The organism is Niabella insulisoli, assembly GCF_039652435.2.
In the GTDB taxonomy this organism is placed as follows: domain Bacteria; phylum Bacteroidota; class Bacteroidia; order Chitinophagales; family Chitinophagaceae; genus Niabella; species Niabella insulamsoli.
On sequence record NZ_CP190246.1, the window covers coordinates 2,697,435 to 2,712,119 of the forward strand.

12 protein-coding genes, 1 tRNA gene, 1 other RNA gene and 1 pseudogene are annotated in these 14,685 nt (G+C 43.3%); 4 read left to right on the forward strand and 11 right to left on the reverse strand.

Annotation, left to right across the window (positions count from 1 at the left end; genetic code table 11):
* Positions 1–40 precede the first annotated feature (40 nt).
* Positions 41–1,327, reverse strand: coding sequence for an alpha-amylase family glycosyl hydrolase (locus ABDK00_RS11155; protein WP_346237322.1), 1,287 nt, complete (start codon positions 1,325–1,327; stop codon positions 41–43).
* Positions 1,328–1,572: 245 nt separating this feature from the next.
* Here ABDK00_RS11155 and ABDK00_RS11160 point away from each other — a divergent pair, with 245 nt between their 5' ends.
* Entirely contained in the window at positions 1,573–2,796 is a 1,224-nt protein-coding gene (locus tag ABDK00_RS11160) for a 4-hydroxy-3-methylbut-2-enyl diphosphate reductase (protein ID WP_346237321.1), read from the forward strand.
* Positions 2,797–2,802: 6 nt separating this feature from the next.
* Here ABDK00_RS11160 and ABDK00_RS11165 read toward each other — a convergent pair whose 3' ends face one another.
* A complete protein-coding gene (locus ABDK00_RS11165) occupies positions 2,803–5,454 on the reverse strand; it encodes a hybrid sensor histidine kinase/response regulator (protein WP_346237320.1) in 2,652 nt (883 codons plus the stop codon).
* A gap of 177 nt (positions 5,455–5,631) precedes the next feature.
* On the opposite strand from ABDK00_RS11165, the gene ABDK00_RS11170 reads away from it, so the two are divergent.
* The 3 genes and pseudogenes from ABDK00_RS11170 to ABDK00_RS11180 all read left to right on the forward strand — a co-directional run.
* Positions 5,632–5,784, forward strand: coding sequence for a hypothetical protein (locus ABDK00_RS11170; protein ID WP_346237319.1), 153 nt, complete (start codon positions 5,632–5,634; stop codon positions 5,782–5,784).
* 79 nt (positions 5,785–5,863) lie between these two features.
* Positions 5,864–5,937, forward strand: a tRNA-Arg gene (locus ABDK00_RS11175).
* A gap of 267 nt (positions 5,938–6,204) precedes the next feature.
* Positions 6,205–6,384 (forward strand): annotated as a pseudogene (locus ABDK00_RS11180) (HopJ type III effector protein); the annotation flags it as partial.
* A 192-nt stretch (positions 6,385–6,576) separates the two neighbouring features.
* Here the strand turns inward: ABDK00_RS11180 and ABDK00_RS11185 are convergent.
* The 9 genes from ABDK00_RS11185 to ABDK00_RS11225 all read right to left on the reverse strand — a co-directional run bounded on the left by ABDK00_RS11185 (position 6,577) and on the right by ABDK00_RS11225 (position 14,684).
* The gene (locus ABDK00_RS11185) at positions 6,577–7,674 is read right to left on the reverse strand and encodes an esterase-like activity of phytase family protein (RefSeq protein WP_428400328.1); all 1,098 of its coding nucleotides are present in this window, start codon (positions 7,672–7,674) and stop codon (positions 6,577–6,579) included.
* A gap of 104 nt (positions 7,675–7,778) precedes the next feature.
* Positions 7,779–8,147: RNase P RNA component class A (gene rnpB / locus ABDK00_RS11190), an RNA gene on the reverse strand.
* A gap of 93 nt (positions 8,148–8,240) precedes the next feature.
* Positions 8,241–9,263, reverse strand: a complete 1,023-nt coding sequence (locus tag ABDK00_RS11195; RefSeq protein WP_346237317.1) for a Smr/MutS family protein — start codon at positions 9,261–9,263, stop codon at positions 8,241–8,243.
* A 51-nt stretch (positions 9,264–9,314) separates the two neighbouring features.
* On the reverse strand, positions 9,315–11,024 hold the full coding sequence (locus tag ABDK00_RS11200; protein WP_346237316.1) for an amino acid permease: 1,710 nt from the start codon (positions 11,022–11,024) through the stop codon (positions 9,315–9,317).
* Positions 11,025–11,099: 75 nt separating this feature from the next.
* On the reverse strand, positions 11,100–12,065 hold the full coding sequence (locus ABDK00_RS11205; RefSeq protein ID WP_346237315.1) for a polyprenyl synthetase family protein: 966 nt from the start codon (positions 12,063–12,065) through the stop codon (positions 11,100–11,102).
* Between the two features lie 69 nt (positions 12,066–12,134).
* A complete protein-coding gene (locus ABDK00_RS11210) occupies positions 12,135–12,374 on the reverse strand; it encodes a hypothetical protein (RefSeq protein ID WP_346237314.1) in 240 nt (79 codons plus the stop codon).
* 238 nt (positions 12,375–12,612) lie between these two features.
* Positions 12,613–13,848 carry an RNA polymerase sigma factor gene (locus ABDK00_RS11215; protein ID WP_346237313.1) on the reverse strand — a complete coding sequence of 412 codons (1,236 nt, stop codon included), beginning with the start codon at positions 13,846–13,848 and terminating at the stop codon, positions 12,613–12,615.
* Positions 13,848–14,189: a YciI family protein gene (locus ABDK00_RS11220; protein WP_346237312.1), complete on the reverse strand. Its 342-nt coding sequence runs from the start codon at positions 14,187–14,189 to the stop codon at positions 13,848–13,850. The genes ABDK00_RS11215 and ABDK00_RS11220 overlap by 1 nt, the downstream gene beginning before the upstream one ends.
* A gap of 24 nt (positions 14,190–14,213) precedes the next feature.
* Positions 14,214–14,684, reverse strand: coding sequence for a carboxymuconolactone decarboxylase family protein (locus ABDK00_RS11225; protein ID WP_346237311.1), 471 nt, complete (start codon positions 14,682–14,684; stop codon positions 14,214–14,216).
* Position 14,685: the final 1 nt, after the last annotated feature.

Below are 14,685 nucleotides of genomic sequence, written 5' to 3' on the forward strand. Positions count from 1 at the left end.
TTAAACGACCGGCTTTTTTTATGATTTTAAAAGAAAGATTTTAAGCCTTAACGAATACCCAATATTCCCAGGGCTGTATTTCAAAATTTTTATTCATATCAAAATCGTTCAAAACCCCCGAAAACAACTCATTAAAAATACCGCTCGCCCGATTGTCGGTTAGGTGAAAATGCAATGCGTCGCCCGACCAGTTCAGAATAACCAAAACCTCGTCCGATTCATTCTTACGCAAAAAAGCAAGAATTTTATAGTCAGCAGTCGTTTGCAATCTGATGGTTGCAGCTTTATCATCTCCACCCCTTAAAGCGGGATGTTCAGCGTGGAGTTGTAATAATTTTTTATAAAACCCGTGCATGGCATATCGCCCGGTCCAGGGAATAGGATCTTTGTCAAAAAATGCCAGCCGCTTATCAACGAGCGGAAGCTCCTGGCCGCTGTAGAGCAGGGGGATGCCGTTCCAGGTGCAACTAAACACGGCTAGCAACTTCGCCATATCGCCATATTTTTCAAACTCGGTTCCGTTCCAGCTATTTTCATCGTGATTTGTAGTAAACCACGCACGCATGCTATCGTTACCAATCGCATCATATTGATCCAGCAGCTCAATCAATTCATGCAGCGGTTGCCGGTGATCATAAAAATCGCGTGTTTTATGCATCCACTTCCACGAATAACTCGCATCGAAAATTTTCCCATGTTCCGGGTTTTCAATTTCATCAAACTCGCCTAACCAAAACAGCGGCTTGATGGCATCCACAAGGGGCCTGGCCTCCTGCCAAAAATCTACCTGCACCCAAGACGCGAGATCACATCTGAAACCGTCGATATTACATTCGGTTACCCAAAATTTCATCGCATCGATCATCGCGCTGCGCAGGTCGGGATTATTAAAATCCAATTCAATGATATCGTCCATGCCGCTGGCTGCATGAAAACTGCCATCTTCGTTATGAAGATAATATTCCGGGTTTGACTTTGTCCAAACATGGCCCCAGCCGGTATGATTCGCTACCCAGTCAATAATCAGTTTAAAACCCTGTCGGTGCGCCTCATTTACCAGATTCTTAAAATCGTCCAAAGTGCCAAATTCGGGATTAACAGCGGTATAATCGGAGCACGCGTAATAACTACCCATCGTTCCTTTCATTTTTTCGGTGGCTATTGGCGTTATCGGCATCAACCAAAGCACCTGCACTCCCATATCTTTTAACCGCGGCAACTCTTGCGCAAAGGCATCGAAAGTTCCCTCTTTGGTGTATTGTCGCAGATTTACTTCGTAAATATTAGCAGAATGAATCCATTCCATTTTTTCCCGGGTCGCTGACATTAATTTCTATTTAGTTAACCAGTTTTTTAACCTGCCAACCTTGCAGATTGGCGTTAAAATGAAGATAGGGAAATATCTGATCTTATCTTTGAACGAACTTAAAACTTGATGCAATATGTTTTCCATAGCTTGATTGCTTCTCAATCTCGTCCTCCAATCCACACTTGTCGGTAAAGAAGCTAGCCGGGAATATCTCGCAAAAACGCGTGTGCTGCGCTTGGGCATTTCATGTGTATCTTTGCGGTATGAAGCAGTTTGATGTTCCTGTTTTTTACAGAAGTTCTCTTATTTCTGCCATCAAAAGCAGCAGAAAGCAGCACGATAAATTAAAAAAAGATTTCACGCCCACCCTGCTCGATTTCGGGCCGGTGAAAATTTATCTTGCGCGGCATTTTGGTTTTTGTTATGGTGTTGAAAATGCGATTGAGATCGCCTTTAAAACGGTGGACGAGCATCCGGGCAAACGGATTTTTTTATTAAGTGAAATGATACACAATCCGCAGGTGAACGCGGATCTTCAGCGCCATGGCGTTCGCTTTTTACAAGACACACGCGGCAACGAATTAATTCCTTTTGAAACGCTGACCCGCGACGACATTGTATTGATTCCTGCTTTTGGCACCACGCTTTCCATCGAAAAGAAATTGAACGATATCGGCATTCCTACCGAAAAGTATAATACCACCTGCCCTTTTGTTGAAAAAGTATGGAACCGGAGCGCGGCAATCGCGAAAAAAGAATATACAATTATCATTCATGGCAAACCTACGCATGAAGAAACCAGGGCCACCTTTTCGCATGCTGCTTCCGGCGCACCTTCGGTGGTAGTGAAAGATATGGCGCAGACCATCAGGCTGGCTGGTTATATTAAAGGCGATCTTGCCCCTGCAGATTTTTACCAGGAGTTTAAAAATCAATACAGCGAAGGTTTTGATGTAGCGAAAGACCTTGAAAGGATCGGCGTTGTTAATCAAACCACAATGCTGGCCAGCGACACGCAGGCCATTGCCGATTACCTGAAAGAAGTAATGATCGAAAAATATCAACTTACTAAAGAAACTTTATCTGCGCATTTTGCTGATACGCGCGACACACTTTGCTACGCGACAAACGACAATCAAACTGCTGTTACTGCGATGTTGAATACACCGGCCGACTTAGCGATTGTTGTAGGCGGATATAATTCCTCTAATACGTCGCACCTGGTAGAGCTTTGTGAAGAGCAGTTGCCTACTTATTATATTGACAGCGCGGAAAAAATGATTTCTGAAAAAGAAATACTTCATTATAATTTTCATAACCACCAAGAGGTTTTAACCAGCGATTATCTCACCAACAAAAGCCCTGTGCGTATTTTAATTACCAGCGGCGCTTCTTGTCCTGACGTAGTGGTAGAAAATGTTATCGCAAAAATTGCCGGCTTTTTCCCGGGCGCGAAGGGCCTGGAAGCCATGCAGGCACAGTTTTAATCACCGTTACACTTCACTGTAAGAGGTTTGCAGCAGGCGCTCCAACTGTTGTATACCTTTGGTTAAAACTTCTTTTATATTGTTATAACTTCTGAAAGAGTTATCGTCTAGTTCCCCGCCCACTGCTTTTTCTTCAAGCAGTTCAAAATGCGGCATCAGTTTTTTCCCAATCACCACTGCCGTCGACGACTTCAGCTTGTGCGCGAGCATTTTGATTTCAGTATAGTTTCTTTGGTTTATCGCCACATCCAGTTCTTCCATCTGGCCGGGCACCTGCGATAGAAACATTTCGATGACTTCTTTCTCAAACTCTTTGTTATTGTCGGACAATTCTCGCAAATAACTAAGATCCACTACGGCATCCGTAACGAAAAGTTGTTGCGACGATAGTGTATTCACCGTCACTTTCACTTCCTCACCGACCAGTGCCTTTAAACCAATATCTCTTTTTAAAAGAGTATTGATTTTTTCGAATAGCTGTCGGGTATTGACAGGCTTTGTCAGGTAATCATTCATACCCGCTTCAAGGCAACGTTCCTTTTCTCCGGCGAGCACATGCGCAGTCAGCGCGATGATGGGCCATTTGACGTTCAGCTCATTCCGAATAATGCGGGTCGTGTCATAGCCGTTCATATCCGGCAATTCGATATCCATCAATATGATATCATAAAAATTGGACTTCGCTTTTTCCACCGCTTCGCCGCCTGACTCGGCTACATCTATTTTCACATTCGTACCTACAAAAATTCCATTGATCAATTTTATGTTGAGCGCATTGTCTTCAACCAAAAGAATTTTCAGATCATCCAAAAATGATAAATCTGTCACCGACTCAACGGTGGGCAAATTCGCCGCATTAGAAGGATTGAACGCAGCAAACGGCATGGTAAACCTGAAAATAGAACCGACGCCCAGCTCGCTTGTAACAGAGATTTCACCGCCCTGGCTTTGCACAATATGTTTGGCAATACTTAACCCCAATCCGGTTCCGCCATATAATCTCGTGGTCTCCACTCCTGCCTGCTCAAACCTTTTAAACACGCGCGACAGCTTATCTTTTGAAATACCAATTCCCGAATCCTTAATCTTAAATTCAATAACGGGAGGCGCCTCGGGCGGCGAAATTAACTTGGCAAAAATCAGCACGCTTCCCTTGGGCGTAAACTTAATGGCGTTCCCCACAATATTCGTAATCACCTGCGTTAAACGCACCGGGTCGCCCACCACTACATCAGGAACATTGGCGTGACACTCGTAACTTAAAGTAATGTCTTTGTTTTTTGCCTTTGGCAGATAAAGAACGCAGATAGAATTGAGAATACCATCGATGCTGACCGGGTGTTCTTCAAACACCATCATGTTTGATTCGAGCTTGGAGAAATCCAATATATCGTTTAGGAGCCGCAACAGGTTTTCGCCAGCAGACCGGATAATGCGTACGTACTCATTCTCTTCCGAACCAATATCTCGTTTGCCAAGCAGCTCTGCAAAACCTAAAATTGCGTTGATAGGCGTTCGGATTTCATGGCTCATATTGCTGAGGAACGATTGCTTCAACCGCAAAGATTCTTCAACCAATTTTTTTGCCTCAATCAATTCGTTTTCAAATTGCTTGATATTACTAATATCATCGAATACGGAAATAGCATACTCAAGCTGATCTTTTTCATTGTAAACCGGGATAGCGCTTACTCTAAACGGCACATCGCGCTCATCCACCCGGATAGTTGTTTCATTGAAGCCAATATTTTCTTCTCCGTGTATGGCATGAGAAATAAAAAGCTTGTCTCTCAGCTCGTGTTGAAGTGCACCTTTGCGCGTATCTTTTTTATCATTCGATTCAAACACGTTGCCATCGGGCAGAATATGCCTGTTGAGTAATGCCACAGCTTTATTATTCGCATGGTATTCATTGCTTTTCGTGTTTACGATGATAACACCTACCGGCAATTTATCGAGAATGCTTTCCAGGCGTAGCTGCGATTTGATCAGCAACTGCTCGGTATTGACCAGCCGTTGATAAATGACCCGTATATAAACCAATGTGAGCAGAATGATGGTAACGGCCGCGATTACACTGATCACCACTACAAAAATGACGGTATTAAAGTTCTCATTCTCTCTTTTTAATTTTAAAGACTGAAGCGCCTTTTCCGTATTGATAAACTTGAGAACGCAGTAACGAATTTTATTAACCAGGCGATGTTCTTCTCCCCCGTTAAAAAAACGCCAGGCTTCCAAAAAGGAAATATAATGGCGCTTCACGATAATGCTGTAAGCGATCTGCCTTTGCTCTTTCACCAAAGCACTGATGCTGTCCAATAGTTTTCGCTGCGCCGTAATCATCGGCATGGCTTTCAAAGAATTGACGCGCACCTGCAAAAAACGCGACGCAATGTCGAAGGATTTGAGATAGGAAGAATCGTTGGTGATGATGTAACCCCGATAAGCCGACTGCACGTCCTGAATCGCATTCAACACATCCTGCGATTGCGTGATCATGATACCGGAAAGATTCACATCCCGCATTGACCTTTTATAATGGACCGTTTTGGAACCGGCATAAATGCCCAACCCAATAAGGATCAAAGCGCTTATACATAAGGCGATGGTAATCTTTACCTTTTCAGAAATTTTTATGGGCTTTTTAGCAGTCATTCTTTTGTGAAAAATATCATTTTCAACGATTTAGGCTTTTCTATTAGGGATACGGGCGTTTCTTACAAAAATAAGCTATAAATACAAGAACTGCATAATATATACCTATTATTAGTTAGGGAATGTTATATTTTTTAGTAGTACCTTTGTACCAACCTTATAAGAAAATTTATAAATATGAAAACCCTTTTCTCTAAATTTATTCGTACCTTAAAATTTCTTTTAATCAAGAAAAAAGAAGTCACTCCCCAAAAATTCAAAATGGAAACAAAATGGTGGATGGGCGAAGAATTATTTTTGGAAGGCTCTCCCCATTTGAAGAAGCGTTAGGATATTTGTTTTGTTTTATTAAAAAACGTTTTGCGCAAATCAGAAATTATTCTTACTTTTGCTCTCCCATTTAGGGAATGGCTGCGTAGCTCAACTGAATAGAGCATCTGACTACGGATCAGAAGGTTTTAGGTTTGAATCCTAACGCGGTCACACTGAAAATCAAGCACTTACAAATTTGTAGGTGCTTTTTTATTTTGTTGATTATTTCATTTACAATTAGACTTATAACATCATAAACCCCATCCCAATGCCTACACAATTTGAAGAATTGGATCAACTCCTGCAAGATGTCAAAAACGAAAAAGCCATGTTTGCCGACGTCATCGCATTTATGGAAAAATATTATAACCACACTCCTACCGCTTTTCTAACGGAGCGCAGCTCAACGCAGCTCATGAAAATCAAGGAAGCGCAAAAGTATTGTCGTTGGCCAGGCTTTACCAATTGTCTGCCGAAGATACGCTGTGGTTGTTTGCCGAGCATTACCGCGCAGTGTTGGCCGCACCCGATAAAACCGACCATCAAAATATTCGTCAATTCATACTAAACGGATGGGCGGGCGTTAAATTCGAAAACGTGGCGTTAACTGAAAAATAGCTTTTCAGGGTATGAAACGGCAAAGCCCCCGAAAACCGGGGGCTCTTGCCTATAACTACCAAACCAAACCAAACTATTTTATACACTTTCTCAATCTTTCTTTGCCACTCTATAATAAGACGCGTTGAAAGGCAAAAAAGCATACAGCTTTTCTGTAAAAAAATGTGAAAATGAAGTTGGAGGGCAGCTATCTTAAGGCACTATTTCAAAAAGAAAAACCTGTTGTTTTTCAAAGTGGTTGAAATTGTTGTCGGCGATAATCACAAGCGATTGATGCCCATTAGGTAAGACCGGCCCAAATGTAATTCCCTCCACGTTGTCGATATAAATATTGAGGCTGTTGAAATTAAAAAGCAGTTTTTTCGCCGCAGGGCGATAGGCGGTATTTCTGTACAAACTTTTATAGCTGCTCACGTCAGTGGCCCTGGAAAAATCAGCCAGGTAGATTTTTATAACGCAACTTGCAATGCCTGTTGAAAATGAACGTTCCAACACCAAAAATTGCTGGTTTCCAATACAAAGGTTTTCCGAAATACCGTTAACGCTGAATGCCGAGTCGGGAATGGGGGCCGCGGCGACCGCATCTAACAGATAACCAAACTGTGCCACGGCCTTTTTAGACTGATTATCAAACTTAATGAAGCGCACCGGCGCATTGGCATAACTGACACTTGCCAAGGGCCCATCCTCATAAGTTGGTCCTTCCATGCTGGCCCACAAATATTTAGTACCCTCCGAAAAACTCAATCCTTCCAACACGTCATTTTCGCGGGCGCCGCTGTCGCCCACATACATTTGAATGTTAGGCGGCAATAAAAAACTGTCTTTAAAGTAGCCGTTGAGATCCATTTCGTAGATCCATGGATTTTGATATACCATCCTGCCGCCACGCAAAGCCTTATCCCCTTCGCTACTCCAAACCAAGGTACGGCGCAACGGGTTGAATCTTATTGACTCGGGATCCGCTGCATGCTCGGGCATTACCTTCAACCCGGCAAAAGTATCATTCCGCGCATTTTTTAATGTTGCAACAGCTAAGAAACGTACCGAATCGATTTTATAGTCAATGATATCGATGGCGCAGGTGTAAAAACGTGAAGCGCTTGTTGCTGACCTTTCATCGCTGATCACAAAATATTGATTCTTTTGACGGTCATAATCTATGCCTGAAAGTCCGCCTACCCAGGTGCCTTTAAAGCTTTGCTCAAATGGGATTTCATAAACGTCGAGGAATTTGATCGCAGATATAGCGCCGGAACCTGGTGGCGGCTGCTTTGCATTTTTGCTCAACGCGCAATTAAAAGAAAACAGCACGGCGCACAGGTATAAAATGCAGGTAAATGATTTAAGGATAGGTTGTCGCAATGCCGTGATGGTTGTTTTAACTAAAGAAAAAATATTACAAGCCTGTAAGCCGGATTCTGTAACCGCCGAAGCGGATGGTTATCATTTATCTGTTCCGGAAATTACTCTCCGGAATCAATCTGCCTACCCTCCCCGATAGCTTACGCATTTGCCGGGCCGGCAAAAAATCGGGGTTTACATGGCATTTCAGCACACAAGGTTTACCCGAAATATTTATTACTAAATATCTCCGTGAGCCCTTACCTCACATTTTCACCTTTTCCCCGCGAAGCGAGGTAGTTATTTTCTGTGGCACTTTCTATTTCGCCCACAGGCGAATCCGGCTATTCACCGGTATGCTGCCCTATGCTGTCCGGACTTTCCTCCCTTTTATCAAAGGCGATAACCCGGCTTGTAATCCTGCAAAGATAAAATGAATTATCCTATTCCTGAGTGAGTTTCGTAATTGCTTGAAACATGAAGAAACTAAAATGCAAAATCAACAATCAAACTTAATACTTTAAAAAAATCTCCGTGGCGCCGTAGCCATACCTGGGATCATACTGATTGATAAAATAATTCACTTCATCTTTTAGCTTTAAAGCATCGTGGATTTCGTCGCGCAGCCTCCCTGTTCCAACACCGTGAATGATAATCAACGTCGGCTGCATGTGGCCTACCGCCAGTTCATAAAATTTCTCAAAGGTTTGCAGCTGTAAGGCCAGGATTTCAAAATTGCTCATTCCCGAGTGATTATCGGTCAGTTTTTCAATGTGCAAATCGACCACGCTCCGCGCCGGCTCCAAGTGTTTTCGCGCTTCTTTGGCATTATAAATTTTATAGCCCTTATGCGCTAATTTATCAAGCGGCAAAACCACTTCTTCCGGCGCTTTGTCCGGATAACGTTCAAAAAGAAGATAGGAAAAGGAAGCTTCATTTTTTTGCTTTAATTCCTCAATACGGCCAAACAGCTGCTTAGGCTTTAATTTAATAATCTTTTCAAAATGATCAGCTTTTCCTTTTTCTGTTTCGGCCAAGGAAAAGTCAAATTCGAAAGCGGGACTATCGCTCATATCTCCAAACTCGACATCATGCACATAAAAGTTTTTAAAAGGATGCAAAGTGCCTTTAAGGTCAAAATCTGAAGTCCCAAAAAAAGTCAGGTTATAATCAAACCGGTAAACTCTTTTGGTATTATTTACAAGATAGATTTTTAATTTTTCGACATAATCGTCGCCAAACTCATCCATATCCATTACGGGTAAAAAGTTCAGCCAGACACCGTCTTCCACCCGTTCTTCTTTCGAAGGCCGCTCCTTTTTCAAATCATCCACATATTGTTTGGGAGGAGGCGCCGCAACCTTTTTCTTTTTCGTAAATTGCTTATAATAAGGGAAATCGATCTGGTCCAGATAAACGGGAAACTTCACTCCCCTCACCTCAACCATCGCCATTTGCTTATTGATAAAATCAACAATAACGCCTTCTTCATCCGAATGCAGCACTAATACTTTATCTCCTATCTGATATTTCATGAACTGCAAAAATAAAGCAAAGAAAGAAAGCGCGGGCTGCTTAAAGGCGATTTAAGATATTCCGTTTTTTGATGGCGCCAGTTTGCTGTGGCGATAGCCGTAGAGAATATAAATCAATAGTCCCAATACCATCCAAATAAAAAACCAAAACCAGCTTACGGCGGGAATTTCAATTAAAAGATACATGCAGGAAAGCACACCCATTACAGGAATGAAAGAATATTGGTGAACTGCGGTTTTGAAGGTGATCCATAAAGCTATCAATAAGAAAATGAGGAACAGGATTTCCTGGTAGGCTTCCGCGCCGATATTTGTGACCGCGTCAAAAATGCGCTGCCTGAAAAAATAAATAAACAATACATAAAGCGCGGGCACAATAAGCCGGCCGTTGATATAAGGGATCTTAAACTTTCCTTTTTGCTTTGGCATCGGTGGCAACAACAAAACACCGCCGCAAACCAAAATAAAGGCAAACAAAGTACCGATGCTCGTCAGATCTGTAACCAGGCCGCTTTGAAGAAACAGGGCGCCTGCACCCACGATAACGCCGGTAATGATCGTTGCAAACGAAGGCGTTTGATATTTGGGATGAATTTTTTGAAACACTTTCGGCAAAAGCCCGTCGCGGCTCATGCTCATCCAAATGCGCGGCTGCCCGATCTGAAACACAAGCAGCACCGAAGTGGTTGCCACGACTGCGCTAACAGAAATAATTTTCTCGATCCATGGCGCACGATTTTCAAAAACAAATGCCAGCGGGTCATCAACACCATCAAAACTACTGTAGCTTTCAATGCCCGTCAACACCAGGGCGATGGCAATATATAACACCGTGCAGATCAATAAAGAATAAATCATGCTGCGCGGCAGGTCGCGCTGCGGGTTTTTGCACTCTTCGGCAATAGTAGAAATGGCATCAAAGCCAATATAGGCGTAAAACACGGCTGACACACCTTTTAAAACACCTTCAAAACCATTCGGCATAAAAGGTTGCCAATTGTTGGTATCCACAAAAAAAGCGCCGGCAATAATGACAAAAATAATTACCGCTACTTTGAAGATGACCATAAAATTGGCCGATTGCTTGCTTTCTTTAATACCAATATAAGCCAGCCAGGTTACGAGGCAAACGATGATAAAGGCAGGCAGATTAAAAAATACCGGTGTGTTTCCAATATGCGGCGCTTCATTATAAGCTTTTATCGCAAAATTATAGGTCTCGATTTCCTTTGCCGTAAGCGCCGGATTTTGTGCCAGCTCGCTGGTAGCCTTGGCAAACGCGGCCGAAGCCGTTTGAGGGTCAACAAGCATCCAGTCGGGCAAATGAACATGAAATACATGCTCCAGCAGGTTATTGAAATAACCGCTCCAGGAAATCGCCACCACGATATTTCCAATCGCATACTCCAGGATCAGCGCCCAGCCTATGATCCAGGCCACCAACTCCCCAAAACTGACGTAGGAATAAGTGTAAGCGCTGCCCGAAACGGGCACGCGGCTGGCGAACTCGGCATAACAAAGGGCCGAGAAACCACAGGTAATCGCCGTGATGATAAACAAAATAGAAACGCCCGGGCCGCCATTAAAAGCAGCGCCGCCGATCGTAGAAAAAATGCCGGCGCCCACCACCGCTGCGATTCCCAAAAAGGTCAGATCTTTAACGCCCAAAACTTTTTTAAGGCCCGCAGCATGTCCGTCACCGTGGCCGGCTTCCGCCTCCTTTAAAATATTCTCGATTTTCTTTTTTCGCAGTATTGACATTTAATCTCTTTTTGGGATTTCGATGGTTTTAGTTGATGCGCTGATAAAAAATTTCAAATAGCCGGCGGCAAAGCGTTAATAATCTCTTTTCACTAATAATTGCGCCAGCTCCTTCAGCGGTAGCTTGCGCTGACTAATAACCGCAATTTCATTGAGATGATCCAAAGCCTCGTTGAGAAAAAGATTCTTTTTTTCACGGGCCCATTCATCAATTTTACAGTCGCGGTATAGCTGCAGCACTTTAGGCACTTTTTCTTTATCCGCGCCGGCCATCAGCTCTTTGAGCTCCTGCCGCTGGCCCGTACTGCATTGCTCCAACGCCTGTATCAGCAGAAAAGTTTTTTTGTTTGCCAAAATATCACCGCCAGGTTGTTTGCCAAATTTTTCCGGATCGCCAAAAGCATCGAGGTAATCATCCTGCATCTGAAACGCAAGGCCAATTTTCTTACCTGTTTCATAAAGCAGCGCGAGGTTTCCTAAGCTTCCACCGCCTAAAACACCGCCCATCTGCAAACTTGCAGCGAGCAATACAGATGTTTTCAGCGTGATCATGTGCAGGTATTCGTCAAAAGAGACAGCATCTCGCTTTTCAAAATCCATATCCAGCTGTTGCCCCTCACAAACCTCAGCCGCGGTTTTATTGAAAATAGCCAGAATCGGTGAGATGTATTCCGGACTTAACTTGTTAATATAATCGTAGGCTTTTACGAGCATTACGTCGCCGGCTAAAATGGCTGTGCTTTCATTGTATTTGGTATGCAAAGTAGGCTGCCCGCGGCGTTTTGGCGCCTTGTCCATAATGTCATCGTGAATCAGCGTAAAATTATGGAACAGCTCGATGGCAGATGCAATATCCCAGGCGCTCGGTTGAATTTCGCCAAACAACTCGCAGGCCATCAAACAAAGCACCGGCCGGAACCGCTTGCCGGGCAACGACAAAAAATAATTATTGGGTTCGTATAAAGATGACGGCTCTTCCGGAAAATGAGCACGGTTGAAATGTTCGGAAAATTTTTTCGATAACTCCTCAAATGATTGCATGCGTCAAAAATAGAGAAAAATGGCACGAAATAAGGATTGAATTTAGTCACCATCCGCCGCGTTTAAAGGCTATCTTTTAAAATAAAGCTCTTTGATATAGCCCACTGGATAAAAGGGAATAAACATCTTCCAAATTTCAGATCTCTTCAGCAATCCCAGGTGAATAAGCCTTACACCATCAACGATGGGCCGATAAATCATGGCGTAAATCAACATAGATACGACGAAAGTTGACCCGCTCAGTTGAGCACTCCAAAACACGAATACAAAAGGAACTATAATAAGCAGATAATAAGGAATAAGTTTCATTTGTTAGCTTTTATGGTAAATCTTAATTCAAATATATACCAAAAAATAAGATCTATACCAGGAAAGTCCGAAGATTCATCTCAGGCCTTAACACTTTGAAATTGATTTATATGAAATTTTTCTTCCTAGCCGAGTCTCACTAGGAATCTTGTGAATTGGCCGTGGACGCGGCGTTTAGAATGGATTCTACACCGCCGAGTCCCTTTCAGGAGACTCAGCTTAGAAGGGAAGATCCATCTCAGGCCTTCCTATTTTGAAATTGATTTATATGAAATTTTATCAATTCCCTTTCGGGATCCGTCACGGCCAGTTGCAGGGCCGATTTAAAATGATTTAAAGCCTGATGATCATCGACACCTTCGTACAGCTTGCCCAGCAACGTGTGATAAAAATGATTTTTGGGGCCTTCGAGCGAAGCAGCTTCCTCAAGGGCTTTTTGCTTCCCGTGAACTTTAGACAACACATAGATTCTGTTGAAAGCCGCCATTGGAGCGTATTCCAGCTGCAATAAGCCGTCATAAAGCTGCAACACCGTTTCCCATTTTTCTGGAACATCTTCTTTGATGGTATGCCAGCCCGCAATGGCTGCTTCAAAATGATACTTAGACTGCTGCCCGTCTTCGAAAGCAATCCGAAGGTAATACCGCCCTCTTGCGATAAGCTCGTTGTTCCACAATTCGGGGTCCTGGTCTTTATATAAAACCAATGCACCCTCGCCATTTAGGCGCGCGTCAAATCGCGACGCATGAAAACACATTAGCGACAGCAGGGCATTGGCGGACGAAATATTGGCAACATCGTTAGATACTAACAAATGACAAAGGCGCATCGCTTCCCAGCAAAGGTCTTTGCGCAACACACTATTTTGAGATGACGAATAATAACCTTCGTTAAAAAGCAGATAAATTGTCGACAAAACTGGTTCAATGCGGCTATTGATCTCGTTCTTTGTAGGATATTCAACCGGCATACCGGCTTCCTTCAACTTTTGCTTCGCCCTTTGTATGCGTTTATAAATTACTTCTTTATTAGTCAAAAAAGCATCGGCAATCTCCTGCACGCCAAATCCGCAAAGCAAATTGAGCGCCACAGCGACTTGTGCTTCTTTTGGTATGGACGGATGACAGACGGCAAAGACCATCGCCAGCTGGCTATCATTGATATTTTTTTCAGAAAGATCAGGCTCCGCTTGTTCTATATTTTCATTAGGCAGCCTTCCGGAAATATGCTTATCAAAATGGCTGACACGTTTAAGGTGGTTTTTGGTTTTATTTTTAGCGACGGTATACAACCAGCCTACCGGGTTTTCGGGAACACCTTTTTGCCCCCACAGTTCGCTGGCCGCCAGGAAAGTGTCGCTTACCAGGTCTTCGGCCGTTTCGATATGCTGCAGGCCAAATAAAGAACAGAGCACAGCTACGATTTTTCTGTACTCCGTTCTAAACAGATGCGGTATCAGCTCCTGCTCTTTCACTATAAAGCTTTGATCTCCCTGACTTCTACGTTTCCGCCATAATTAAAAACGGGGCAGCCCGTTGCCAACGAGGCGGCTTCTTCGAGCGAATCGGCGCTCACAACGATATAACCGCCAATCGCTTCCTTCAATTCCATATAAGGCCCGTCGGTTATCAAATCGCTTCCTTTAACCACTTTCCCTGTTCTTTCAAGCCTGTTGCCCCGGTCTTTTAATTTGTTTTTTGCCGCAATACCGCTGATCCAGTCAATCCATTTCTGGGTGTCTTCCTGCATCTGCTCGGGCGACAATTGAGGAATATTATTTTCATCTCTTCTGAATATGAATAAAAAATCGTTCATGATTATTTTTTTAGCGTTAAAAATTTAGTTAACAGCAAACTGTCCGACCTTATACGTTCCAACTGCAGCGCCAAACGCAATATTAAACCGGTTATACGTGTTGATTGTTGAGATAGCAAGGGTAAGATCGATCAGGGCTTCTTCAGCAAAATGTTGTTTTACTTGTTGATAAATTTCATCCGCCACCAACCCTCCATCGAGGCTCGTCAACGCTTCTGCCCAAGCCAAGGCTGCCCGTTCTTTATCTGAATAAAACGGGGCTTCGCGCCAGGCGTCTAAAACCAACAGGCGCTGCGGCGTTTCTCCTTCGGCCAATAAATCTTTCGAATGCATATCAAGGCAAAAGGCGCAACCGTTTATTTGCGATACGCGGTAATAAATAAGGTGTAACAAACGTTTTTCAAGGCCCGACTTAGCCAAATGAACCGCTACCGGCGCAAGTGCCTGAAAAGCGTTTTTTCCTTTTACATAAAAATTGAGTCTTTGTTCCATCATT

Bases quoted from the DNA above. Each gene is read 5' to 3' on its own strand.
- ABDK00_RS11195 (WP_346237317.1), bottom strand. From the start codon at position 9,263: ATGAAATATCAGATAGGAGATAAAGTATTAGTGCTGCATTCGGATGAA.
- ABDK00_RS11165 (WP_346237320.1), bottom strand. From the start codon at position 5,454: ATGACTGCTAAAAAGCCCATAAAAATTTCTGAAAAGGTAAAGATTACC.
- ABDK00_RS11210 (WP_346237314.1), bottom strand. From the start codon at position 12,374: ATGAAACTTATTCCTTATTATCTGCTTATTATAGTTCCTTTTGTATTC.
- ABDK00_RS11225 (WP_346237311.1), bottom strand. From the start codon at position 14,684: ATGATGGAACAAAGACTCAATTTTTATGTAAAAGGAAAAAACGCTTTT.
- ABDK00_RS11220 (WP_346237312.1), bottom strand. From the start codon at position 14,189: ATGAACGATTTTTTATTCATATTCAGAAGAGATGAAAATAATATTCCT.
- ABDK00_RS11200 (WP_346237316.1), bottom strand. From the start codon at position 11,024: ATGTCAATACTGCGAAAAAAGAAAATCGAGAATATTTTAAAGGAGGCG.
- ABDK00_RS11160 (WP_346237321.1), top strand. From the start codon at position 1,573: ATGAAGCAGTTTGATGTTCCTGTTTTTTACAGAAGTTCTCTTATTTCT.
- ABDK00_RS11155 (WP_346237322.1), bottom strand. From the start codon at position 1,327: ATGTCAGCGACCCGGGAAAAAATGGAATGGATTCATTCTGCTAATATT.
- ABDK00_RS11170 (WP_346237319.1), top strand. From the start codon at position 5,632: ATGAAAACCCTTTTCTCTAAATTTATTCGTACCTTAAAATTTCTTTTA.
- ABDK00_RS11205 (WP_346237315.1), bottom strand. From the start codon at position 12,065: ATGCAATCATTTGAGGAGTTATCGAAAAAATTTTCCGAACATTTCAAC.